This is a genomic window from Halapricum salinum (assembly GCF_004799665.1).
Classification (GTDB): domain Archaea; phylum Halobacteriota; class Halobacteria; order Halobacteriales; family Haloarculaceae; genus Halapricum; species Halapricum salinum.
Genome location: NZ_CP031310.1, coordinates 2,574,635 through 2,596,096, shown reverse-complemented (window position 1 = coordinate 2,596,096; position 21,462 = coordinate 2,574,635). Strand labels below are relative to the sequence as shown.

The following is a 21,462-nucleotide window of genomic DNA, read 5'->3' as shown; positions in this document are numbered from 1 at the left end:
GGGATCAAGCCCGGGCGACCAGATGCGCACGAAGTGATCGCTGGGCCTCCCGACAGGCGTCTTCGAGCCGCGCAAGCGTCGCCAGGGCGGGATAGCTCGCCGGGAAGCCGGCGTAGAGGTACTCGACGAGGACTCGGTGTTCGATCCCGACCGCGCCGCGCCCACCAGTCGTCGCGTCGAGGTGTTGTTGGCGCTCGGCCGCCACGGCGTCGAGTCGCTCGCGGTGGTCGTCGAGCGTCTCGTGCCACGCCCGGAGCTGGTCGAACCCGAGTTCGTCGAGTAGTGTGGGATTGTGCTCGACGAACCATTTACAGACTTCTCCGATGGGTTCCTCGACGGTCGACAGCGACTCGATCTCGCGTTCGAGCGCCCGGCCCATCACGTCGAGTTCGTCCAGGCGCGACTGCGTTTCGGCCTGCACGACCTGCTTGAGCTGTGGTGTCAACACGCCTGCGCTGTCGCCCCCGCAGAGCGAGACAGCCAGTTCGGCCGAGAACTCGGTCGCGACCGCCTGGTGGACGGTTTCGGGCGTCTCCTGAGCGTCGCCGCTGTACGGCCCGAGGTGTTCCTCGAAGGCGTCCAGCACAGCCGAGACGCCGGTCGAGGAGTTGCTCGCGGTGGCGACGGCCGTCGGCCCGCCGAAAGCCGCCGCTCCCCCGGGAGTCCCGGCGTCGATCTCCGCGACTGCGTCGGCGAACCGCTCGAATGCTCGGCGTTTCTCGGCAGTCCACTCGCGCTCGTCGGCGACGCGCTCGCGTGCGCGCTCGACGTCGGTGGCGACGTTCACAGCGATCCCCTCCGAGGAGTGCGCTGCTCAGCCAGCGGGGCGTGTTCGGGCGTCGGTTCCACGATCAGATCGTACCGCGGCGCGCGCGGGTCGCGCTGGCGGAGCGCGCGCCGGTAGGCCCGGCAGAGTTCGAGTGCCTGCCCAGCCGTCCGCCGATCCGGAAACCGAGCGTCCGAGGCCGGCGCCGGTGAGAGGCCGCTGTGGGCACAGACGATCCGGTAGCGCCCCTCCTCGATCGCCAGGCGGTCGATCCGACGTCGAAGTGTCCACAGCGTTGATCGCATTACCAGTATGGATTTAGGCCTGCCTAAAGAAATGCTCGGTTTGGCGGTATGGATCACTACTGTTTTGAAAGCCGGTTGGTAACGGATGGACGAGGGCGCGTAGCTCAGTCCGGACAGAGCATCGGACTTCTAATCCGATGGTCGTGGGTTCAAATCCCGCCGCGCCCGTGAAGCCGCCGAGCGATTGCGAGGCGTGCTGAATCGCAGCGCGGCGGGATTTGAATCACGCGAGACGAACGCAGTGAGTCTCGCCATCGGGTTCAAATCCCGCCGCGCCCGCTTCTGCGAGGAGCAGACGCGACGAGCGAAGCGGCCAGCGGGATTTGAACGAGAGAAGTCGCAGCGCCCGAGCGAAGCGAGGGCGATCGTCTTCGCGTTGTTCACAATCCCACCGCGCCCGTTCACTTTTTGCTTCATCGAGATACCACCGACCCACACGGTGACGTTTATACGAGTCCCCCGAAGAAAAGCAGGTATGTACCGACGGGACTGGCGAACCATCCGGGCGACGATCTGGCTGGTCACCGTCGTGTCTGTCCTCTCGTTTGCAGTCGGAGTCATCAACATCGCCTCCCAGGACGTGATCTTCTTCGGCGAGTACATTCCGGAGTCGGCCCAGCGCCTCGCGGGGTTCACGGGCGCGATGACCGGGTTTTTGATGTTGATGAGCGCGCTCGGCCTCCGCAAGGGTCTACGGGCGGCCTGGTACTCGACGATGTTGCTGCTGCCGGTGACGGCCGTTCAGGGCGTCGTCCAGTCGGGCGCGATCACGCTGCCGATGGTCGGCGTCTCGGTGCCGGTGTCGCTGCCGTTGGTCGCACTGTCACTGGTGTCGATGCCGCTGGTCGCCATCAATCGGAAGCGGTTCGACGATCAGTGGGCCATCTCGACGACCCAGCTGGCTGCGCTGTCGGCACTGATCGGCGCACAGATCTACGGCACGGTCGGGACCTACGCCCTCCGCGAGGAGTTCCCGGCGGTGAACACTCTTCTAGACGCGTTTTACTTCACGCTCGTGACGGCCTCGACGGTCGGCTACGGCGACATCAGTGCGGCCACACAGATCGGTCGGCTGTTCAGCCTCTCGGTCCTCGTCATCGGCGTCGCGAGCTTCGGTGTGGCCGCCGGGACGCTGCTCGGACCGGCGATCGAGGCCCGCTTTGCGGCCGCACTCGGCCAGATGACGGAGGCACAACTCAGCATGCTCGAAAACCACATCATCGTCATGGGCTATGGCGAACTGACCGAACCGATTCTCGACGAACTCGAAGACAGCAAGATCCCGTTCATCGTCATCACGCCGAACAGCGAAAAGGCGAGCGCGTTGCGCAATCGGGATATCAACGTCCTGACTGCCGACCCCAGCGACGAGACGCCGTTACACGACGCCGGGATCGAACGCGCCATCGGTGTCGTCGCGGCGACGAACAACGACGCCGAAGACGCACTGGCGATCCTCACCGCACGGGAACTCAATCCCGACGTCCGGATCGTCGCCGCGGCGACCGATCGCCAGAACAGCGCGAAACTTCGCCGTGCCGGCGCGGATACGGTGATCAGTCCAGCCGTCATCGGCGGCCACCTGCTCGTCCAGTCCGCACTGGGCCAGCAGGGCGTCGAATCGGTCGCCGACCAGATCGTCGGAACGAGAGGTGAGGAAGTCGAAGAGATGGCCGAAGAAGTCGAGGATCTCGGCGAGGAGACGGACGGCGACGAGGCGGCCAAGAGCGACGACGGTCAGTAGTTTCGATCGACGATCACCACGTCGGTCTCGACATCGCCGAGGCGTTCGAACGTCGGCCGGGAGATAAATCGCGAGGCTGTACTGCGGTCCTGGCTCGACCCCAGAACGACGAGGTCGTACTGGTCAGCGTTTTCGTCGATGAACGCCTCGATCCGGGCACGCGGGACGCGCGTCTCCAGCGAGCCGTTTGCGGTCTCGGTCAAGTTAGCCAGCATCTCCTCGGCGCGGCGGCGGTCGCTCTCGCTATCGATACAGTGACAGACGCTGACCGTCCCGGCAGTGCCGGCGAGTCGCGTCGCGAAGTCGAGCATGCTGTGAGCGAGATCGCCGGCCCGTCTGACCGGGGCGAGCACGCGCGACCAGCGGGTGCGACCGTCGTAGGAGCGATGGACGAGGACGTCGATGGGGCCGCGAAAGAGATCCCGGATGTACGGTGCGAGTCGCTCGTCGTCGGTTTCGTAGGGGACAGTGATGAGATCGCAGTTTGCCTCCCGGGCGGTCTGGACGATCGTCCGGGCGAGCGACCCCCCGCCGACGGCGACGACGACCTGACAGGGGACACCGACGACGGTTTCGATTCGCTCGGCCCGCTCTTCGAGCGTCTCCGCCGCAGTCTCGACAGCACGCTCGCGAGCGAGTTCGTGGAGTTGCTCCTCGTCATAGGGCACCCAGTCCTGGCTGACGTCGCCGGCCTCGACGGCCCCCGGACCGTGCTCAGGCGGTGATTCCTCGAAGGCCGCCCAGTTTTCGTGAACGTCGGCCGGATGGACGCCGTCGGAGTCGGCGTGCGGTACCTCCAGCCGCGGGCGAGACCGGTCAGCCGCGCTGTCGGTCGCCAGGTGTTCGTCTTCGAGCACGGTCTCCTCGGCGGCCGCGAGGTCCTCGTCCTCGACGACGTCGAGCAGGACGACCTTTCCGGCGTCGTGGGCGGCGGCGAGTCGCGCGCCGAGCATGGCCGTCGCGTCGTCGCGCTGGCCGCGCATCGGGACCAGCACGTGGTCGTCGCCCTTGGTCGACTCGTAGAGGAACTTCGCGCGCTGCTCGTAGACGGTGTCTCGCCAGAGCACGAACGCCCCGGCCACGAGCGTACTGGAGACGGCGACGCTGCCCACGTAGGCGAGTTGTGTCGTCCCCGTCACGTGGACGAGCAAGGCCGTCGAGAACGCCGACGCCTCCTGGATGTCGAGCGCCCACGTGACTGCACCGGTCAGGAGCAATCCGAGCGCGACGGCCCCAGGATTGACTTCGAAGGCCGTCGGCGGCGTCCCGTACCAGTAACGAGCCGAGACGGCGAGGGCGATCCAGCCACACAGCGCGCCGGCAGTGAGTCCGCCGACGAACCGTCGCGGCGAGGACGCCCGGCTCTCGGGGTTGGCAAAGAGCGTGTACGAACCCGACGCCAGGGGCGGAAAGAGGAGGAACGGAAGGAGATCGATCGCGTTCGAGAGGGCGGTGACGATCCCGAGCAGGATCGGCAGCGCGACCAGAATCGACAGATGAACGAGGTTGTGCGTGGTCTCGATCCAGCGCCGGAACGCTCGAATCTCGCGGCGTTCGAATCGACGCAGTCGCAGTCGCACACCTCGAACGCACTCGCGGGCTCGCTCGAACATCGTCGCTATCCAGCCCATCCCGCCACGCATACAAAAAGCCCTCGTGGGGAGAGTGTCACAACGGCGGGCGAGGGGTTCAGAGCGACGTCGCGGCGTCGAGGGTGATCGAGATCGCTCGCTCGACGTTGTTCTTGGCCTTCTCGGGCAACTCCTCGTCGTCGGTCGCGCCCTTCTGCGTGCCTTCGACGAGATTACCGTCGACGGTACAGATCGCGCCCGCCCGGAGTCCCTTCCGGCGAGCGAGCGTGAACAGGGCGGCCGCCTCCATCTCGACGGCCAGCAGGCCCGCCGCCTCCCAGTTGTCGACGTACTCCTCGGTCTCGGCGTAGAACGCGTCGTCTGTCGCGATCGGCCCGACGTGGACGTCCTCGCCGCGCGCCTCGGCGGCGTCGACCAGCTCCGAGAGCACCTCGTAATCCGGGACCGCTGGGACAGTATCGGATTCGTAGCGAGCGGTCGTCCCCTCGTCTTTGGCCGCGCCGGTCGCGACGATCATATCGCCGATCTCGATTCCCGACTGGAGTGCACCGGTCGTCCCGACGCGGACGAACGTCTCGACGCCGACCGCCGCGAGTTCCTCGACCGCAATCGCCGCCGAGGGGCTGCCGATCCCGGTCGAGCAGATTGTCAGATCGCGGCCCTCGTAGGTCGCATTGACCAGCTTGTACTCGCGGTTTTCCGCGACGGTCTCGGCGTCTTCGCAGTGGCTAGCGATCCGATCGACCCGGCCCGGGTCACCCGGGACGAGCGCCAGGTCGTGGACGTCACCCTCTTCGACGAGTAAGTGCGGCTGTTTTGCCATATCCGTTGGTGGGAGTGCCGGGGGCAAAAAGCGAGTCGATCCGCAACCCACAAGCGCCCGGCAGCGTCACCCACAGACGTGGCGCTTCTGGATTCACGGCTGCTCTCGATCTTCGCGACAGCGATCCTGCCGATCGTGGCCGTCGCTGCCGCAGGCTACGTTCTCGGCCGATTCGAGGACGTCGATCCGGGGCCGCTGAACACGATCACGGTGTACGTGCTCGTGCCGGCACTGGTCTTTCACAGCGTCGCGACAGCCTCGCTGAGCGGGGCGACCGTCGCGTGGCTCGCCATCTCTGTCGTCGGGTTCACGATCGCGATGGTCGCCCTCGCTGAGGGCGTCGGCCGGCTGGCCGGCGACACCGAACCACTGCTCGGCGCGTTCGTCCTCACGAGCACGTTCAGCAACGCTGGCAACTACGGGATCCCGCTCTCGGACTTCGCGTTCGGAACCGTCGGCCGGCAGACGGCCGTCCTCTACATCGTCGTCCAGAGCGTGCTCATGTACACGATCGGTGTCTACGTCGCGGCCAGAGGGCCCGGAAAGAGCCCGCTTGCGGGCGTCAAACGCGTGTTCACGATCCCGCTGGTCTACGCCGTCGTCGCCGGGCTGGCCGCCCAGTGGCTCGGCGTCCTCCCGCCGGCGGACTCGGCCGCGATGTCGACGATCCAGACGGTCGGCAACGCCTCGATTCCGGTGATGTTGCTCCTGCTCGGCATCCAGCTCGCGGGCACGAACTTCGGGGCCGCGCTCGGCAGCGTCGTCCGCGCGAACGCGCTCAAGATGGTCGCCGCGCCCGCCGTCGCCGTTGGTGTCGCGCTCGCCGCGACGGCTGCCTTCCAGGGACTCGGTGCGGCCGCTCCGAATCAGACTGTGGCACGGGTGTTCGTCCTCGAATGTGCGACTCCCGCGGCGGTGACGTCGCTGATCCTCGTCGGCGAGTTCTCGACTGGGGACATCGACGGAATCGAACCCGAGTCCTACGTCTCGACGGTCGTGTTCACCTCGACGCTGCTGTCGATCCCGACGCTGACGGTCCTGATCGCGCTCCTGGAGAGTGGCGCACTCCTGTGATTATCGCCCGTCGTCGTGAACGTACTCCAGGGCTCGATAGTACTCGTCCCGATCGACCCGGCCTTCGAGTTGCTTGAGACGCTCGCGGACACGATCCGGTGTCATACCAGAAAATACGTGATAGATAGTGATAGTTCTTCCCCGTCGCCCATCGACGACGAACAGTGGGCAGAGAATCAGTCTGCGGCAGCTTCCTCGCTGGCAGTTTCGGCGTCGGGATCCTGAATCCAGAGGTCGCCGAACAGGTCGTCCTGCCGGAGTCGGACGTCGCCGCGGTGCGCCAGGAACAGCAGCCCGAGGAACGTCTCGACGCGGGTCCCTCCCGAGTCGGACACTTCCCGGTAGAGCACCTCGGCACGACCGGCGTCGTAGTGTTCGGACACCGCGCCGTAGACGTCGTCGATGATCTCGTCGATGTTCTCGGCGTGGGCCGTCCCCGTCACGTCCGCTGCGGTGGGTTCGTCGTCCATCCGCAGGTCGTCGCCGCTTCGATAGTCGAGTTCCTGGGTCCCCCGGGAGTAGCCGTGTGGCGAGTCGCTGGTGTCGTACTCTCGTGACTCTTTCCACCAGTTGCCCCGCTCGGCGTCTCTGAGTTCGTGGACGAGTTCGTCCAGCGTCTGGGGCATCCCCCGGGCGCGCTTGCGTTCGAGTCGCCGATCCATCTCGGCGTCGAGTTGATCGAACGGATCGACCTCCAACTCCTCGTCGCCCAGCGGCTCCTGCCACGGGTCAGCCTCGTCGAAGGCGTCCTCCTCTGGCTCGTCGTCTTCGAGCATCGCGTCGCTCTTCATTCGGACGAGGACGCTCGCGTAGAACAGCGCCCGCCCCGAGGTCCGCAGGTCGGCCTCCTCCAGGGCGTCGAGGAACTTGTCGGTCACCCGGACGACGTCGATGTCCCACGGGTCGATCTCGCCGTCTTCGGCCAGCTGGACGAGCACCTCGACCGGTTCGACCTCGTCTTCTCCCGGCCCTTCGGGCCCGGGTGGCCCACCGGGGCCGCCCTGATCGCTGCCGGTGACGACGCTCGTTCCGCCGTCCGGGAGGCTACGGGTGTCCTCGCTGGCGGTGTCCCCTTCGTCCGGTGCGTCACGATCCTCGTGGCCTGCGATATTCAGCGGAATATCCTCCTCAGTCATGGCTCACCTCCGGTCCTACTGCTCGCGGCTTCCCCCGCTCGACTTTCGGAGACGCTCACTACCGTTCGCGTCTCCCTGCTCGCGGCTTCCCCCGCTCGACTTTCGGAGACGCTCACTACCGTTCGCGTCTCCCTGCTCGCGGCTTCCCCCGCTCGACTTTCGGAGACGCTCACTACCGTTCGCGTCTCCCTGCTCGCGGCTTCCCCCGCTCGCGTTTCCGCTGCCCTTGCTGCGCTGCGGGCAGCTCTGCTCACGGGTCGCTCCGCTCCCCGTTCGCATTTTCCGCGGTTCTTCGCGACGCTCAGAACCGCGCTAGTCATCTGCCGGAACACCTCCTGTACTCAGGTCGATCCCAGTCACCGCGGAGACGTTGTCCTGTTGCATCGTCACGCCGATGGCGCGCTCGGATCGTTCGAGCAGCGCCGAGCGATGGCTGACGACGACGAACTGGGCGTCGCCGGCGAGTTCGTCGACCATCTCGCCAACGAGGTCGGCGTTGTGGGCGTCCAGAAACGCGTCGACCTCGTCCAGCGCGTAGAAGGGTGCGGGGTTGTGGCGCTGGATCGCGAAGATGAACGCGAGCGCCGTCAGGGACTTCTCGCCTCCGCTCATCGCGTTGAGCCGCTGGATCGGCTTGTCGCCCGGCTGGGCCTTCATCGTCAGACCCCCCTCGAAGGGGTCGTCTTCGTCTTCGAGATGGAGGTGGCCCGTCCCGTTCGAGAGGCGCTCGAAGATGTCCTGGAAGTAGCCGTTGATCGCGTCGAACGCCTCCATGAACGTCTCCTTTTTCTTCGCTTCGTAGGACTCGATCCGCTCGCGGATCCCGTCGGCCTCCTCCTGCAGGGTCGCGCGCTTGTCCTCCAGGTCGTCGAGATCCGCCTGCACGTCGTCGTACTCCTCGATCGCGAGCATGTTCACGGGTTCGAGCTTCTCCATCTCGCTCTCCAGGCGCCCGATCTGGGACTCGACCGTGTGGTGGTCGGGGATCTCCTCGGGGTCGTAGTCGCCGACCTCGCTCTCGAGTTCGTCGATCTCCCAGTCCAGTCGCTCTGCGGTCTCCTCCAAGGAGTCGAGTTTGCTCTGGACGCGCTCGACCGCGTCTCTCTGCTCGTCGCGCTCGTTCTTGGCCGCTTTCAGATCCTCGCGGAGGTCCTCGCGCTCGCCTTTGAGGTCGGCCAGTTCGTCTTCGAGGTCTGCGACTGCGGCCTCTTTCTCGTCGAGTATCTCTTCCTGCTCCTCGATCTTCGATTCGAGTTCGGCGATCTCCTTCTGGCAGTCTGCCTTTCGGTTCTGCGCGGTCTCGATCGTCTCGTGGAGATCGTCGATCGCGTCCTCGGCGTACTCCTTCTCGAGCTGTTTCTCGTTCAACTCGGCGTCGAGATCGTCGACCTTGCTCTGGAGATCGTCGATCGCTTCCTGGATCTCTTCGGCCTCGTCCGTGAGGTCCGGCAGCTCCGAATCCTCGATCTCGGTCTCGAGGTCGTCGATCTCGCTCTCGATCTCAGCGATCTCGTCCGCTTTGGCCTCGATCTCGGCTTCGATCTCGTCCATCCGATCGGAGACTTCCTCGCGTTCGTCTTCGATCGATTCCAGGTCGGCTTCGAGATCACTGATCTCCTCGCGGACGGCCTCGCGCTCGCTCTCGCGTTTCTCGATCTCGTTTTCGATATCTCGGACCTGTTCGGCGGCGTCGGACTTGCGGTCGCGGGCGTCTTCCAGCCGGTCTTCGACGTCCCGGATGTCGCTCCGGATGTCCTGGCGCTGATCTTCGAGGTCGTTGATCTGCTGAGCCACGCGTTCGAGTTTGCCCTCGCTCCCCGCGAACGAATAGCGCGAGCCGCTCTGAGAACCGCCGGTCATCGCGCCGCTCTTCTCGACGAGGTCGCCATCGAGCGTGACGAGTCGAGCGTCGCCCATCAAGTCGCGGGCGGTCTGCATGTCCTCGACCACGAGCGTGTCGCCGAGGACATACGAGAAGACGGCCGCGTACTCGCTGTCGAAGTCCACGAGATTGTACGCGAAGTCCACGACGCCCGGATGGTCGGGTTTGCTCGGTAGCGACCGATGCTGCATCTTCGTGATTGGCAGGAACGTCGCTCGGCCGGCGTTTCGGGACTTGAGGTACTCGATACAGCGCTGGCCGACGCCGTCGTCGTCGACCACGACGTGGGCCATCCGCCCGCCAGCGGCGGTTTCACAGGCGACAGAGTACTTCCCGCTGACACTGCCCAACTGAGCGACCGTGCCGTGGACGCCGTCTTTGCCAGCGTTGAGGATCGTCGTCACCGCGCGGCCGTAAGAGCTGTCGCCCGAATCGTCAGCTTTGGCTTCTAACTGTGCGTACTGCTGCTGTTTCGCGCTGATCTCGTCTTCGATCGAGTCGAGATCCGACTGGAGTTCGCGCTTTTCCTGGGTGAGGTCCTCGACGACCTCGGTGATCGTCTCGCGGTTCTTCTGGGCCTTCTCCAGTTCGGCCTGTAGGTCTTCGAGTTCGGCCTCGATCTCCGGGATCCGCTGTTGGGCCTCTTCGATGGCCTCCTCTTTCTCCTGCTGGGCGTTCGAGCGCCGCCGGGCCTCGTCGAGCAGTCGATCCTGCTCGTGCTGGAGGTCGTTGCGTTCGGATTTCGCTTGCGCGAGATCCTCTTTGCGGGCCTGCAGTTCCTCCCGGACGTCCTCGAACTCCTCGCCTAACTCCTCGATCTCGGCTTCGACCCGCTCTAACTCCGCTTCTTTCTCCTGGATCTCGGCCATCAGCGAGGACTTCTTCACTTTGATCTCGCGGATCTCGCCGTCCAGATCGTCGATCGTCTCCTGCTTGCGGTCGATCTCGACAAACGACTGACGGCGTTCGTTCTCGGCGTCTTCGAGTTTCTCTTCCGCATTGGCGATCTTGTCTTCGAGCCGCGAAATCTCGCCTTTGACCTCCTCGATCTCGCGTTTGAGCTGGAGTTGCTCGTCCTCTCCTTTGCGTTCGATCTCGCGGTTCAACTCCGCGAGTTCGTCTTCCAGCCGCACGACTTTGCCCTGGCGCTCGTCGAGTTCGGCCTGCAGCGCTGCGAGTTCGTCTTCCTTGGTGTCGATCTTCTCGCGAACCTCGCCGAGATCCTCGCGCTTGTCCTCTAACTCCGCGGCCTTGCGATAGCCCTCGTACTCTTCTTTCTGCTCGCGTAGCTCCTGATATTCCAGGGCGGTCTCGCGTTCGTCTTCGAGCTGGTCGAGGCGATCCTGTTTCTCTTCGATGCGGAGGTCGGCCTCCTCGATGCGGTCCTCGACTACTTCGAGTTCCTCGAAGGCGTCCTCTTTCTTGGCGTCGAACTCCGCGACGCCCGCGATCTCGTCGATGATCTGCCGGCGGGCGTAGGGCGTCATGTTGATGATCTCGGTCACGTCGCCCTGCATGACGACGTTGTACCCCTCGGGCGTGACGCCGGCCTGCGCGAGCAGGTCCTGGATGTCCGAGAGATTCACGGAGCGACCGTTGATATAATAGTAGGAGTAGTAGTTGTCGTCGGTCTCCTTGACGCGGCGCTTGATCGTGATCTCCTCGATGTCGCCGACCTTCTCCGTGCCGGCGGCGTTGACGACCTGCGAACGATCGAGGGTTCCGTCGGAGTTGTCGAGGACGACCTCGACGCTGGCCTCGCGCTCGCCCGCGTGTTCGACTTCCTCGTCGGCGTGGCCGGGGTTGTAGATGAGATCCGTCAGCTTCTCCGCGCGGATACCCGAGGTTCGAGCGAGTCCGAGCGCGAACAGCACGGCGTCGATAATGTTGGACTTGCCCGAGCCGTTCGGGCCGCTAATAGTCGTAAAGTCTTCGTAGAAGGGGATTCGCGTCTTCCGACCGAAGCTCTTGAAGTTGTCGAGTACGAGCTCTGTGATGTGCATGGGGGGTCAACTACTCGCTGACGCCAGGTGGGCACCCGGTGGCGTCACGCGATGATGATGTCCGATCCGCTTTCGGTCTGTTCTTCGTCGTCAGTTGCGTCGGGTTCCTCATTGTTAGCTTCTTCGGCCGGCTCCGGTCCGGCGTCCTCGATGTCGGTCTCGGGATCGGGCTCGCCGTCCGGGCTGAACCCGTTGCCGTCGTCGACCGCGTTCTCCAGTTCCCGAATCCTGACCTTGCACTCGACGAGTTCGTCGGTCAGTCCGTCGACGGTCGCCTGTAGCTGATTGACCTGCTCTTCCAGTTCCTCGACGCGGTTGCCGCACATATTCACTACCCCAGCCTCTGCCTGCATAAACCTACGTCAGACATTCACATAGCTGCTGACACTAGTCTGACGAAACGACGACTCGGACACGACGGCCCTACAGCGTCCTCGAGACCGACCCGCGTTCGAGGAACGCCGTCTCGTAACCCTCGTGTCGGGAGAGCGAACACGGCCCGTCGACAGTGACTGTGAGTTCGTCACCACTCGACGGTGCTTCCGGTAGTTCCGCTCGGTAGTGGGCACCCAGCACGGGGCCGATCGCGTCGTCTAGCTGGCCATCGAAGCCGACGCTCTCGATTGTGGCCGACAGCGAGAATCCGGGAATCGAGAAGTGATTGTAGGGCGTCCGCGGCGAGACGAGCAGCGTCGACCCGTCGACTGTGGCCACCATCGTCGCGTCACCGACGCTCCCCACTTCGACGGGCGAGCCCGGGAGTTGCCCCATCCGGGGCGCGTACGACAGCGGCAACATCCCCATCTCCATGGGCGAGACAGCCGCGCTCGAGCCCTTCTGGTCGGGGAACTGCTCGAAGCGAATGTCGTCGCGCTCACTCTGAGCGTACTCGAAGCTGAATTCGGCAGTAATCGACTCACCGAACTGCCCCTGGAAGTCGTCGACGGTAGTCGCACCGACGGCCGGAACGTCGACTTCGACGGTGTAGGTCCCGTCGCCGGACAGTGCCATGTTCTCGCCGAAGTGAAAGCCCATGTTCTGGCTGAGCATGGGCCACGCGCGCTTTTCGTCGACCTCGCTGCCGTCCTGGGTGATGGTGAAGGTGGGCTGGTCGAGCACGGGAATCACGGTTTGCGTCTCGGGATCCCAGGTCGAAGCCATCAGGTGGACGTCCTGGCCGTCCTGGATCTCGGCCAGATTGGTCCGGGTTCCGGTGACGGTCCAGAATCGGTGGGCGTAGGAGTAGAACAGGCCCACCTTGCGGTCGCCGACAGTCTGGGTGCCGATCATCTCCATACCCTCGATATGGGTCGGGTGATAGACCGCGTCCGGCCGATCTTCGAGGACGGACGGGTTTCCGCTCCCGTCAGTCGAGCGCTCTTCGAGCAGTCCGCCACAGCCCGCCAGTCCGGCCGCGACGCCGGTCGCGCACCCACCGAGGAAGGTTCGCCGTCTCATTTGTCGGCCCTCGGGGCTAGACGGACAATAGCGATGTGGTTTCGTGGCGATCGGCTGTCACTGGCCACCGAGCTTTTTCATCTGTAACGTCCAAGGGTGGCCATGGGACTGGTCGGCGACGCCGCCTCTTTCCTCAAAGCCGTCGCCCTGACCGCCTATCGAGAAGAGATTCGATACCCCGCGGCCGCGCTAGCGTACTACGGGTTCGTCTCGTTCGTCCCGCTGTTGCTCCTGGTCGTCGCCGTCCTCGGTGACCAGCTCACGACCCAGCTGGCCCGGATCGCGCCGACGTTTCTCACACCGGAAGTCAGCGATCTGATCGACCAGTCGTTACAGACGGCCACCCACCGGATCAGCGCCGGGTTGCTGGCCGTTTTCGTGTTGGTCTGGAGTGGTGTGAACTTCGTCGGCGACGTGCGGGCTGTCGTCGAGCGGATCGAAGGCGAGAGTAGAGCCGGCGTTCACGCCTGGATTCGCGACGCGATCGGGATCCTCGGCAGCATCGGCGCGGCCATCCTCACCATCACGACGACGACGGTCATTTTTGCCTACACTGGGCGCGGCCCACTCGATTTCGTGGCCGCGTTCGGGAGTCTCTGGCTCCTGCTGACAATCATGTTTCTCCCGCTGTACGTCCTCCCGTCGACGGCCATCACGAAGTCTCGGGACGCCCTCCCCGGCGCGACGACGACGGCGTTCTGCTGGACCGTCATCCACACCGGGATCCAGTTCTACGCAATCAACGCCGGTCAGTTCTCCGTCTACGGCGTCCTCAGCGGCGTCCTCCTCATCCTCACGAGCCTCTATCTCGCCGCCGCGACGCTGTTTACCGGCTTCATCGTCAACTTCCAGTACCACACGAACGAGTCGCCACTGGGCCGTCGATAGCCTGACCGGCGGACACACCTCAGGCCGGCCGCGGAAGCGACCGCCGCTCCCGTGGCGGCACCAGGTAGTTCCCGCGCCGGAGGACGGTCATGTACTGCAAGATCCCGTTGTTGTGTCGCGTGCCGACCCCGCCGGCCTCGGCGGCGTCGGTCCCGTTCATCGCCTCCCGTGTGGCGACGAAATCACCGATCTGCCGCTGGAGTGCCAGAAAGTGGACGCCGGCGTGGCCGTCGTCGGTCGAGTCGAAGTCCCGCCGGAGGATCACGGGCGCGTCGTCCTCGCGGGCCTGGGCGTTCTTCTGGGAGTGGCCGACAAAGCCCATGTCGCGGGCGTCGTCCTCGACGTGGGCCGGACACTGATCCATCCCACTGTCAGTCCCGAGATTCTCGCCCACGCCTTCGACCGTGCCGTTCTCGGCGTGTGCCGGGCAGAACATCTTGCCGACGCGCTGGTAGCGACTGTCCTGTTCGTACCACTGGTCGAGATGGAGGCGGATCTTCGAGATGTGCTGGGTCGTCCCGCCTTCGAACGGCCCCGACTGGATCGTCACGCGATCCTCCGTGGCCTGGTTCTTCTCGAAGCCGGACTTGAATCCCATGTAGAGCGGGGCGTCCTCGTCGACTTCGTCCTCGGGGACGCCATCGACGTCGTCGTGCTCGGCCGGGAGGCCGTCGCCGATGAACCCCGTGCGTCGATCCGCCACCTCGAAAATGCCCGAGAAGTCGGCGTCCATCGCCCGCCCGTTGGCTTGTTCGCGGTTGCCACGGAGTGCCTCCTCTGCTTCGAGGACGACCCGGGCGTGATCGCTGGCGAGGTGGACAATCGCGTCTGGTTCGTCGGGATCTGGATCCTCGAAGTCCGCGAGTGCTCGGGGTCGGGGGAGGTCGACGCCCTCGGACAGGGCCGCGTCGTAACGCTCGAAGTACGCTCGCGAGTAGCCGATCGTCAAGAGCAGTCCCTCGTTGGAGCGTTCGTAGGCGTGTTCGAGACTCTGAAGAGCGTCTTCGACGGTACTGCGGTCGTCGTCGGTCGGTGTTCCCTCACCACCGTACTCCAGATACAGGAGGACGTGGTGGCGGGCGTTGAGCGTGTTACCGTGGTCGTCGGTCGCCAGTGCGTCGTTCCAGGCGTGCTGGCGGGCCGGCAGCGACGAGAGATCGTCTGGCCCCTCTGGAACGTCGACGGTCGGCGTCCCCTCACCCTCTCGCTCCATGCAGGCCGCCAGCGCACTGGCCCCACCGATCGCGACCGCGGCCTTGGCGAACTCCCGCCGAGAGATCCCACGCTGTTGCATACCCGGTCCTCAGGGCTGGGCGAAAAAGGTCGTTGCGGTCACCAGGCAGGTCATCCAGAGCTCAGATCGGGTCGTCCGGGTCGTGAATACGGGCCATCCGCCGGGCTTCGCTGGCGTACTGCTCGCGGTCGTCAGGATCGACGGTCCCGAGTTGCTGAGGTTCGACGTCGAGAGCAGCCGTCGTCTCCCGACGATCGCCCGAGAAACTGGTCAGCGCCCGCTCTTTTCGGAAGTAGTGCTCGCCGTCGGGCGTCGCGTAGACGAGGATGATCAGATTTTGTTCGTCGTCGGAGTAGGTGCGTTCGACGAGCCAGACCCGGACCGTGTCGTCGTCTTCGGAGGCCATACCGGACAGAGAAGCCCCGCGGGCAAAAGTCACTCCCCGGGATGATCCGGTTCGGTCGGGCCAGTGAGATCGAGTGGACGAATCCACATCGCCCAGACCAGGAGGACGCCGGTAGCGTAGCCGCCGTACCAGATCATCGACCCGAGGGTCGCATAGCCGAGTTCGGTGAGCACGTACTTCGTGACCCCGGGGACGAGCACCATCGCCGCCAGGATCAGCCCGCCCGTGAGCATCTGGGATCGATCCATTACCCGTCTCTCGGGGCTGGATCGACTTGTACCTGTTCAGATCCCGTCGCGAATCGACGCCGCGACCTGGGCTCTCGCAGTCCACTCGCGATGGCGCTGGTCGAATATCTCGCGGGCGCTGGCGGCCGCTTCCGCGTCGACCTCGAACGACAGGCTCGGATAGACGACGTCAGTCAGCACCAGTGGGTGGGCCGGGGCCGGAGCGACACCCTCGGGACCGTCCAGCGGGTCGGAAGCGAGCACGCGGTCGATTCGGTCGAGCGTCGCCGCCCCGGTCGCCACGGCTTCGAGAACCGTCACGAGCCGTCTGACGAGCTGGCGGGCGAACCCGTCCGCACGGAACTCACACACGAGAAACTCATCCTCGCGTTCGACCGAAATAGAGAGGTCCCGAACCGTCCCCGTCTCGTCGGGCGTGAGATTGTGGAAGTCGTGCTCGCCCGAGAGCGCGGCCGCAGCCTCGCGAGACTGGGCCAGGGCAGCCTCGGGCGCGTAGAGATAGTAGGTGTAGCCGCGCTCGACGGCGTCGTGGGTCGCATGAAACCCCTCTGGGGCGTCCGCGGCCGCCCAGGCACGAACGCTGGCCGGGAGTTCGCTGTTGAACGCCGCCGGGGAAAGCCACGCTGGAGCCTCGAAGGCGACGGTCTGGGCGAGCGCCGAGACGCCGGCGTCAGTGCGTCCGGCTGCGGCGTATCCCGGTGGTACGTCGCCATCGAAGGCGACTCCGAGATCCCGAAGGGCGTCCAGAAGCGCGTCGGCGACCGTCGACACGTCGGGCTGGCGCTGGAAGCCGTGGAAGGGGCGGCCGTCGTAGGCGACCCTGAACGCGCGCATTGGAGTCGATTCGTCGGATGGCCACTTGAGGGATTCGACCGCTCTATCGTCGCCCGAACGTGGCGATACCCCTCACGATTCAGTCTGGAAAAACGATAGGGTCGCCCGGATTGTGAACTACGCCAAGACGGTCGCCTCGCTACGCTCGGCGCTGCGACTCGTCTAGTTCAAATCCGCGCTCTTGCAGTGCTGTCGCTCGCCTATTTGCTCACGACAGCAAATGGGGTCGCCCGGATTTGAACCGGGGGTACGGGCACCCAAGGCCCGAAGGTTACCAAGCTACCCCACGACCCCGCATCCTCTCCTAACAGTGAGGGGTGGTAAAGCGTTTCGTTGCGGCCCGAAAACACATACCCTCGCGAGGCGACCATTCAGGCATGGTCACGTTCCTCGAAATCGGGCTGGTCCTCCTCGTACTCGCGATCGTCTTCGGCGCGTACAAGGTCGTCAAGACGATCAAACCGTTCGTCTGGAACGCCGTCCTCGGACTGGTCGTGTTCGTCCTCGCTGATCTCCTACTGGGACTATCGATCGCGATCACACCAATCTCGCTACTTGTCGTCGCAATCGCCGGCGTCCCAGGCGCGCTACTGGTGATCCTGCTGTCGTATCTCGACGTCGCGTTCGTCGCCGCGCTCGTTCTCGCCTAGGCCGGCGGCTGCAATCCCCAGATGACCGCGATCCCGATCGTCGTCACCACGGCCAGAAGCGCCTGCAGCGGCGCGCCCACGCGAACGTAGTCCGTGAATCGATACCCACCCGGGCCGTAGACGAAGAGGTTCGTCTGGTACCCCACGGGCGTCATGAACGCCGTCGAGGCCGCGAACGTTACCGCGAGCACGAACGCGAAGGGATTTGCTCCCAGTTGGGTGGCCGCCTCGACGGCGACGGGGATCATCAACACCACCGAGGCGTTGTTCGAGATGACGTTCGTCAGGACGGCGGTGACGACGTACATCAACCCGAGGACGAGGATCGGCGGCAACGACGGCGCGAGCGCGACGATCCCGTCGGCGATCAGCGCCGCGCCACCCGTGACCTCCAGGGCGATCCCGAGCGGGATCACACCAGCCAGCAGGATGATGACGTCCCACTGGACCGAATCGTAGATCTCCGTCGGCTTGAGACAACCCGTCAGGATCATCCCGAGTGCACCGCCGAGCGCGGCCGTCGCGATGTCGATCGGCGTCAGCGCGGCCAGCCCGACCACGGCAGCGACGAGCCCGACCGCGACGGGGATCTTCGACTGGCGGTAGTCTGGCCGCTGGACCTCCTGTGCCACGATGAAGTTGCGGTTGTTGTTCAGACGGTCGATACTGTCGGCGGTCCCCTGGATCAACAGCGTGTCCCCCACCCGGAGCCGCGTGTCTTCCATCCGCTCGTGGATGATCTCCCCGCCACGCCGGAAGGCCAGCACCGTCGCGTCGTAGCGCTGGCGGAAGTTCATGCTCGCCAGCGTCTCCCCGACAAGTGTCGATCCCGGCGCGACGACGACTTCGACGAGGTTCTGGGCCTCGTTCTCGGCGGCCTCTAACTCCTCCTCTGTGACCTCGACTTCCGGCAACAAGTCGAGGCCGTCGACGTCCATCAGTTCGACGAGCGTATCGCGGTCGGTCCGGACGGCGAAGACGTCGCCCGGCTGGATGACTTTCGGCCCGAGTGGTTCGAGGAAGACCGCCTCGTCGCGGATCAACTGCACGAGGTCGACGTCGAAGTCGGTGTCCTGCAACGCGGTCTGGACGGTCTGGCCGACGATCGGTGAATCCTCTCGCACGACGACCTCCGTCAGGTAGTCGGCCATCTCGAACTCCTCGGTGAGGTCCTCGGCGGGCTTGATCCGCGCGGGCGTGAGCCAGCGCCCGACGGTCATCAGATAGGCCATCCCGACGAGCATGACGACGATCCCGAGGCTGGTGAACTCGAACATCGAAAACTCGTCGAGGGAGGCGATCCCCAGTTCGCGGCCGAGCCGGCCCGTGATCTCGCTGGCGAGGATGTTCGTCGACGTCCCGATCAACGTCAGCGTCCCGCCGAACATCGACGCAAAGGACAGCGGCATCAGCAGTTTCGATGGCGAGGTCTTACCCTTCTGGGCGAGGTCGGTCACCATCGGCAGCAAGATTGCGACGGCGGCGGTGTTGTTGATGAACCCCGAGATGGGACTGACGAGGCCGATCGTCGCGCCCAGTTGTTTCGTCTCGTCGTCGCGCGTATACGCGGCGATCTTCGAGCCGAGGATCTGGATCACACCCGTGCGCCGGACGCCCGCGCTGAGGATGAACATCGCCAGCACGGTGATCGTCGCCGTGCTCGCGAACCCAGAGAGTCCCTGGGAAGTCGCGCTGACGTCGCTACCGGGCTGGGTGAGGACGTAGATCGGCTCGGCGAGCAGCCCCCACGTCGTCAGTTGCTCGGTGACCGGCTGGACGAGCAACAGCGTGACCAGAATTCCCAGCGCGGTGACGTCGACCGGGACGACCTCGGTGACGAACAGCGCCAGCGCTGCGAGGATGATCGCGAAGACGACGAGGACGCCTGCCGAGAGTCCGAACAGTGCCACTGACGGGGTGGAGTGGCGCCGGGTTCAAATAGGTAGCGAGGGCAGGACTGCGATGTGGTGTGACGAGTGGCCCAGTTCGTGCATCTCGGTTGCGGCCAGTGTCATGCTATGGACTTCCTGTTGTCGTGTTTATTTCAGCGTCGGGGATCACGGGTAACTCATCTTTCGAGGTGGCAAAATCCGGGTCGTATGGTATGCTGCTCTCCATTTCAGTATGGGAATAATATTCGACTTTGAATTCATCAATCTGCCAGAACCCATCAGAATAGATGATTATATGTTCGGGTAGTTTACTGGCTGAAAGCGAAAACCGAGGGGATCTCGTTTCGAGTCGGTCAAAACGAGTTGAATTGAGGACAGTCTCATTCTCGCTATAGAGATACACCCTGAGGTCCTCAAAAGAGTGCTGTTCCCCTTCTCGTGCATAATTGACGATCTGACCTTCTATCGTGAAATCCCCCTCGGATACGTTGAACGACCCTTCAAATTCAATCGACGTTCCCTGTGTCGAAGTTGAGGTGTACCACTGACACCCCGAAGTAACGATCACGATAGCGACCAGGCCGAGGTAGAGTTGCTGTTTCATCGTTTACGGAAGCTGAATTGTAGATAGTTCCTGCAGGCTGAACACGTGGTAAGCAGCTGAATTATAGTATATGAGCGACTGAGGCCTCCAGCCTTTGCGCATTATACTCCACGTTTCCGTCGGATCACCGCGAACTATCACTCTTTCCACAGTGTCATCATCTCTACTGCCACGATACACTTCCCCGAACGGCAACGGCCCGTCGTCGTCGGCCTCCCCGATATGGAACGAGTGGCCCAGTTCGTGCATCTCTATTTATGACTGATCGATTTGTGTCGGCCAGGATCCCTGAGCTTCTAGCTGGGATAGGTATTTTGGCAAGTTCTCTTGTTTGTACCAAACCCATTCTGAGAAGGTTGTCCCGGAACCCTGCATCTCGGGTGCATCCTCAGAGATATCGTGTCCGAGCCCCCTCCGGACACTTCTAAGATACGACGCTATCCGAAGGTGTTCTTTCTCTCCGTAAACGACTTCCCAGTCACCAGCAGAAATATAGATGTCAATCGCCTTCTCGTATGCGTTGCTTGCTTCTTCCTTCTCTGCAACGGTTCGAAGATCGCCGATAAATTCGTGCCATGCACCTCGACGGAACGGAACAAATGAGTTTTCGTCCCACTCTCCGGAATCAATGTAATTGAGGTAATCTTCAGCCAGTAGAGTACCTAGTTCACACCTGTTATTCACTCGGTACGTGTCGCCAACGAGACGATAACAGGTGGCGGCGTTGAGTAACTCTCCAAGAGCGGACACCGTTTTATCAGCACCAGGGAATGTATGCTCAGTCACGACTCCGGCATATTCATGAGCTGAAGCTGTGTAGTAGTTTCCAGCAGCCTGGAGCCGATCGGATTGACGTAATTCCTCTGCTTTCTTTGAGAGGTTTCTTGCTTTTTCTTTCATTTTAGCAGTCGATATCCCTTGTTGGATCGTCATCTTCAATATCCTCTTCCATATCATCTACAGCATCATCCATTGAATCGTATAGTCTGTTGCTGTCAGTTAACTGGGTGATGAGCTCAAAGACGACATCCGAAAGCGTCGGATCAAGATTCTTATGGAGTTTAATAACCGCAGTCTTTCCGCCTTCGAATCGTTTTAGTAGATATCTACGGTTTCCGAAGTCGAGTATTCGATCTGGGTTTTTAATGATCTCTTTGAGTTTCTCGTAGCTGTTAATCGGTTTCTCATCTCGGAGCGTATGCTCCGGATTGTCAGGGCCAGAATTTCGCTTGTTCTCAGTCTCTACAACGAAATCCTCGCCGTTACAATTTGATTCAGACGCATCATGTTCGACTGGGCGGGAAAATTCTTCTGCCGCCATCAGCGTGCTGCCGATCACCGTCAGCACGACCGTCTTGTCACCGATATTGCCGATGATGTAATCCACGGGCCCCTGCCGATCGATCGTCCGGCCGTTGTTGACGGAATTTGTCGTTGCTCTAGAATTTATAGTTCCAGTTTTCTTGACTATATAGTTCAGAGAGGGCATCTGAGAGATACCGTTCCTTGAAATCTATCCAGTCAGTCAGTTTGTGGCCGGGTCTGAGAACAGTATTCAATTCGTCAGCAGCAGTATCAGTCTCTCGAAAAACAATTTTTGTGAAAGCAGACACTGCCAGATGATACTGCTCAAATGACGCTGTGTCAGGATTGCCAGCATCGCAATATACAGACCTTGCTTGATCATAAGCAGACCCAGCACCAGGTAAACCCCCAACTGTGCGAAAATCACCTTCAAACTCAAACCAGATGCCGCGGACCGACTGATCGTAGCTATGTTCTTCCTGCGGGAGATCCATAGCCTCCTTAGCGATCGCCTCGGTCATATAAACTCCTTGCCAGCAATGATTAGTACACTGTTCGGTTGACTTTTGGAATCGAAAACAGGCAGCTCCGACAAGGAGATTCCTGAGACCGCTAGCT

Annotated in this window: 21 protein-coding genes and 2 tRNA genes; 5 read left to right on the top strand and 18 right to left on the bottom strand. The window is 63.1% G+C overall.

Translation table 11 applies throughout. The features are described from left to right. Positions 1-4 precede the first annotated feature (4 nt). Both DV733_RS12700 and DV733_RS12695 read right to left on the bottom strand, forming a co-directional pair. Entirely contained in the window at positions 5-787 is a 783-nt protein-coding gene (locus tag DV733_RS12700) for a DUF7260 family protein (protein ID WP_049994357.1), read from the bottom strand. Further along, complete coding sequence (locus tag DV733_RS12695; RefSeq protein WP_049994358.1) at positions 784-1,071, bottom strand: DUF7552 domain-containing protein; 288 nt, start codon at positions 1,069-1,071, stop codon at positions 784-786. The genes DV733_RS12700 and DV733_RS12695 overlap by 4 nt, the downstream gene beginning before the upstream one ends. 93 nt (positions 1,072-1,164) lie before the next feature. Here DV733_RS12695 and DV733_RS12690 point away from each other — a divergent pair. Together DV733_RS12690 and DV733_RS12685 are read left to right on the top strand one after the other, a co-directional pair. After that, a tRNA-Arg gene (locus DV733_RS12690) sits at positions 1,165-1,239 on the top strand. A 307-nt stretch (positions 1,240-1,546) separates the two neighbouring features. Then, a complete protein-coding gene (locus tag DV733_RS12685) occupies positions 1,547-2,815 on the top strand; it encodes an NAD-binding protein (RefSeq protein WP_079979469.1) in 1,269 nt (422 codons plus the stop codon). Here DV733_RS12685 and DV733_RS12680 read toward each other — a convergent pair. After that, a complete protein-coding gene (locus DV733_RS12680; protein ID WP_049995307.1) occupies positions 2,809-4,428 on the bottom strand; it encodes an HPP family protein in 1,620 nt (539 codons plus the stop codon). The two genes, DV733_RS12685 and DV733_RS12680, sit on opposite strands and share 7 nt — an antisense overlap. 76 nt (positions 4,429-4,504) lie before the next feature. Beyond that, complete coding sequence (locus tag DV733_RS12675) at positions 4,505-5,230, bottom strand: nucleoside phosphorylase (protein ID WP_049994359.1); 726 nt, start codon at positions 5,228-5,230, stop codon at positions 4,505-4,507. Positions 5,231-5,308: 78 nt separating this feature from the next. On the opposite strand from DV733_RS12675, the gene DV733_RS12670 reads away from it, so the two are divergent. Next, positions 5,309-6,304, top strand: coding sequence for an AEC family transporter (locus DV733_RS12670; RefSeq protein ID WP_237560497.1), 996 nt, complete (start codon positions 5,309-5,311; stop codon positions 6,302-6,304). 176 nt (positions 6,305-6,480) lie between these two features. Here DV733_RS12670 and DV733_RS12665 read toward each other — a convergent pair whose 3' ends face one another. From DV733_RS12665 to DV733_RS12650, 4 genes are all read right to left on the bottom strand, one after another. Beyond that, on the bottom strand, positions 6,481-7,440 hold the full coding sequence (locus tag DV733_RS12665) for a segregation and condensation protein A (protein ID WP_049994360.1): 960 nt from the start codon (positions 7,438-7,440) through the stop codon (positions 6,481-6,483). A 312-nt stretch (positions 7,441-7,752) separates the two neighbouring features. Then, entirely contained in the window at positions 7,753-11,325 is a 3,573-nt protein-coding gene (gene smc, locus DV733_RS12660; RefSeq protein ID WP_049994361.1) for a chromosome segregation protein SMC, read from the bottom strand. A gap of 44 nt (positions 11,326-11,369) precedes the next feature. Beyond that, entirely contained in the window at positions 11,370-11,651 is a 282-nt protein-coding gene (locus DV733_RS12655) for a DUF7518 family protein (protein ID WP_049994362.1), read from the bottom strand. Between the two features lie 97 nt (positions 11,652-11,748). Then, entirely contained in the window at positions 11,749-12,783 is a 1,035-nt protein-coding gene (locus tag DV733_RS12650) for an iron transporter (RefSeq protein ID WP_049994363.1), read from the bottom strand. 102 nt (positions 12,784-12,885) lie between these two features. On the opposite strand from DV733_RS12650, the gene DV733_RS12645 reads away from it, so the two are divergent. Then, the gene (locus tag DV733_RS12645; RefSeq protein ID WP_049994364.1) at positions 12,886-13,671 is read left to right on the top strand and encodes a YihY/virulence factor BrkB family protein; all 786 of its coding nucleotides are present in this window, start codon (positions 12,886-12,888) and stop codon (positions 13,669-13,671) included. Between the two features lie 19 nt (positions 13,672-13,690). Here DV733_RS12645 and DV733_RS12640 read toward each other — a convergent pair whose 3' ends face one another. The 5 genes from DV733_RS12640 to DV733_RS12620 all read right to left on the bottom strand — a co-directional run bounded on the left by DV733_RS12640 (position 13,691) and on the right by DV733_RS12620 (position 16,687). Further along, positions 13,691-14,965, bottom strand: a complete 1,275-nt coding sequence (locus tag DV733_RS12640; protein ID WP_049994365.1) for a DUF7405 family protein — start codon at positions 14,963-14,965, stop codon at positions 13,691-13,693. A gap of 61 nt (positions 14,966-15,026) precedes the next feature. Then, positions 15,027-15,311 carry a hypothetical protein gene (locus DV733_RS12635; protein ID WP_049994366.1) on the bottom strand — a complete coding sequence of 95 codons (285 nt, stop codon included), beginning with the start codon at positions 15,309-15,311 and terminating at the stop codon, positions 15,027-15,029. A 29-nt stretch (positions 15,312-15,340) separates the two neighbouring features. Then, positions 15,341-15,559, bottom strand: coding sequence for a hypothetical protein (locus DV733_RS12630; RefSeq protein WP_049994367.1), 219 nt, complete (start codon positions 15,557-15,559; stop codon positions 15,341-15,343). 36 nt (positions 15,560-15,595) lie between these two features. After that, entirely contained in the window at positions 15,596-16,393 is a 798-nt protein-coding gene (gene truA / locus DV733_RS12625) for a tRNA pseudouridine(38-40) synthase TruA (RefSeq protein ID WP_049994368.1), read from the bottom strand. Between the two features lie 221 nt (positions 16,394-16,614). Then, a tRNA-Pro gene (locus tag DV733_RS12620) sits at positions 16,615-16,687 on the bottom strand. Between the two features lie 83 nt (positions 16,688-16,770). On the opposite strand from DV733_RS12620, the gene DV733_RS12615 reads away from it, so the two are divergent. After that, positions 16,771-17,043: a pro-sigmaK processing inhibitor BofA family protein gene (locus DV733_RS12615; RefSeq protein ID WP_049994369.1), complete on the top strand. Its 273-nt coding sequence runs from the start codon at positions 16,771-16,773 to the stop codon at positions 17,041-17,043. On the opposite strand, the gene DV733_RS12610 is transcribed toward DV733_RS12615, so the two are convergent. The 5 genes from DV733_RS12610 to DV733_RS12590 form a co-directional block, all read right to left on the bottom strand. After that, complete coding sequence (locus DV733_RS12610) at positions 17,040-18,947, bottom strand: SLC13 family permease (protein WP_049995309.1); 1,908 nt, start codon at positions 18,945-18,947, stop codon at positions 17,040-17,042. The genes DV733_RS12615 and DV733_RS12610 overlap by 4 nt on opposite strands. A 112-nt stretch (positions 18,948-19,059) precedes the next feature. Further along, a complete protein-coding gene (locus DV733_RS12605; protein ID WP_049994370.1) occupies positions 19,060-19,539 on the bottom strand; it encodes a hypothetical protein in 480 nt (159 codons plus the stop codon). A 255-nt stretch (positions 19,540-19,794) separates the two neighbouring features. Next, complete coding sequence (locus DV733_RS12600; RefSeq protein ID WP_161569357.1) at positions 19,795-20,496, bottom strand: hypothetical protein; 702 nt, start codon at positions 20,494-20,496, stop codon at positions 19,795-19,797. Beyond that, positions 20,441-20,926: a hypothetical protein gene (locus DV733_RS12595; RefSeq protein WP_049994372.1), complete on the bottom strand. Its 486-nt coding sequence runs from the start codon at positions 20,924-20,926 to the stop codon at positions 20,441-20,443. Before DV733_RS12595 ends, DV733_RS12600 begins: the two co-directional genes overlap by 56 nt. Before the next feature lie 52 nt (positions 20,927-20,978). Next, positions 20,979-21,365, bottom strand: a complete 387-nt coding sequence (locus DV733_RS12590) for a hypothetical protein (protein WP_136342346.1) — start codon at positions 21,363-21,365, stop codon at positions 20,979-20,981. Positions 21,366-21,462: the final 97 nt, after the last annotated feature.

What these genes read in the sequence shown, in the direction of transcription:
- DV733_RS12630 (WP_049994367.1), bottom strand. Translation starts at nt 15,559, where the DNA reads ATGGATCGATCCCAGATGCTCACGGGCGGGCTGATCCTGGCGGCGATG.
- DV733_RS12635 (WP_049994366.1), bottom strand. Translation starts at nt 15,311, where the DNA reads ATGGCCTCCGAAGACGACGACACGGTCCGGGTCTGGCTCGTCGAACGC.
- truA (WP_049994368.1), bottom strand. Translation starts at nt 16,393, where the DNA reads ATGCGCGCGTTCAGGGTCGCCTACGACGGCCGCCCCTTCCACGGCTTC.
- DV733_RS12695 (WP_049994358.1), bottom strand. Translation starts at nt 1,071, where the DNA reads ATGCGATCAACGCTGTGGACACTTCGACGTCGGATCGACCGCCTGGCG.
- DV733_RS12605 (WP_049994370.1), bottom strand. Translation starts at nt 19,539, where the DNA reads ATGAAACAGCAACTCTACCTCGGCCTGGTCGCTATCGTGATCGTTACT.
- DV733_RS12655 (WP_049994362.1), bottom strand. Translation starts at nt 11,651, where the DNA reads ATGTGCGGCAACCGCGTCGAGGAACTGGAAGAGCAGGTCAATCAGCTA.
- smc (WP_049994361.1), bottom strand. Translation starts at nt 11,325, where the DNA reads ATGCACATCACAGAGCTCGTACTCGACAACTTCAAGAGCTTCGGTCGG.
- DV733_RS12680 (WP_049995307.1), bottom strand. Translation starts at nt 4,428, where the DNA reads ATGTTCGAGCGAGCCCGCGAGTGCGTTCGAGGTGTGCGACTGCGACTG.
- DV733_RS12685 (WP_079979469.1), top strand. Translation starts at nt 1,547, where the DNA reads ATGTACCGACGGGACTGGCGAACCATCCGGGCGACGATCTGGCTGGTC.
- DV733_RS12615 (WP_049994369.1), top strand. Translation starts at nt 16,771, where the DNA reads ATGGTCACGTTCCTCGAAATCGGGCTGGTCCTCCTCGTACTCGCGATC.
- DV733_RS12650 (WP_049994363.1), bottom strand. Translation starts at nt 12,783, where the DNA reads ATGAGACGGCGAACCTTCCTCGGTGGGTGCGCGACCGGCGTCGCGGCC.
- DV733_RS12675 (WP_049994359.1), bottom strand. Translation starts at nt 5,230, where the DNA reads ATGGCAAAACAGCCGCACTTACTCGTCGAAGAGGGTGACGTCCACGAC.
- DV733_RS12590 (WP_136342346.1), bottom strand. Translation starts at nt 21,365, where the DNA reads ATGACCGAGGCGATCGCTAAGGAGGCTATGGATCTCCCGCAGGAAGAA.
- DV733_RS12640 (WP_049994365.1), bottom strand. Translation starts at nt 14,965, where the DNA reads ATGCAACAGCGTGGGATCTCTCGGCGGGAGTTCGCCAAGGCCGCGGTC.
- DV733_RS12600 (WP_161569357.1), bottom strand. Translation starts at nt 20,496, where the DNA reads ATGATATGGAAGAGGATATTGAAGATGACGATCCAACAAGGGATATCG.
- DV733_RS12665 (WP_049994360.1), bottom strand. Translation starts at nt 7,440, where the DNA reads ATGACTGAGGAGGATATTCCGCTGAATATCGCAGGCCACGAGGATCGT.
- DV733_RS12645 (WP_049994364.1), top strand. Translation starts at nt 12,886, where the DNA reads ATGGGACTGGTCGGCGACGCCGCCTCTTTCCTCAAAGCCGTCGCCCTG.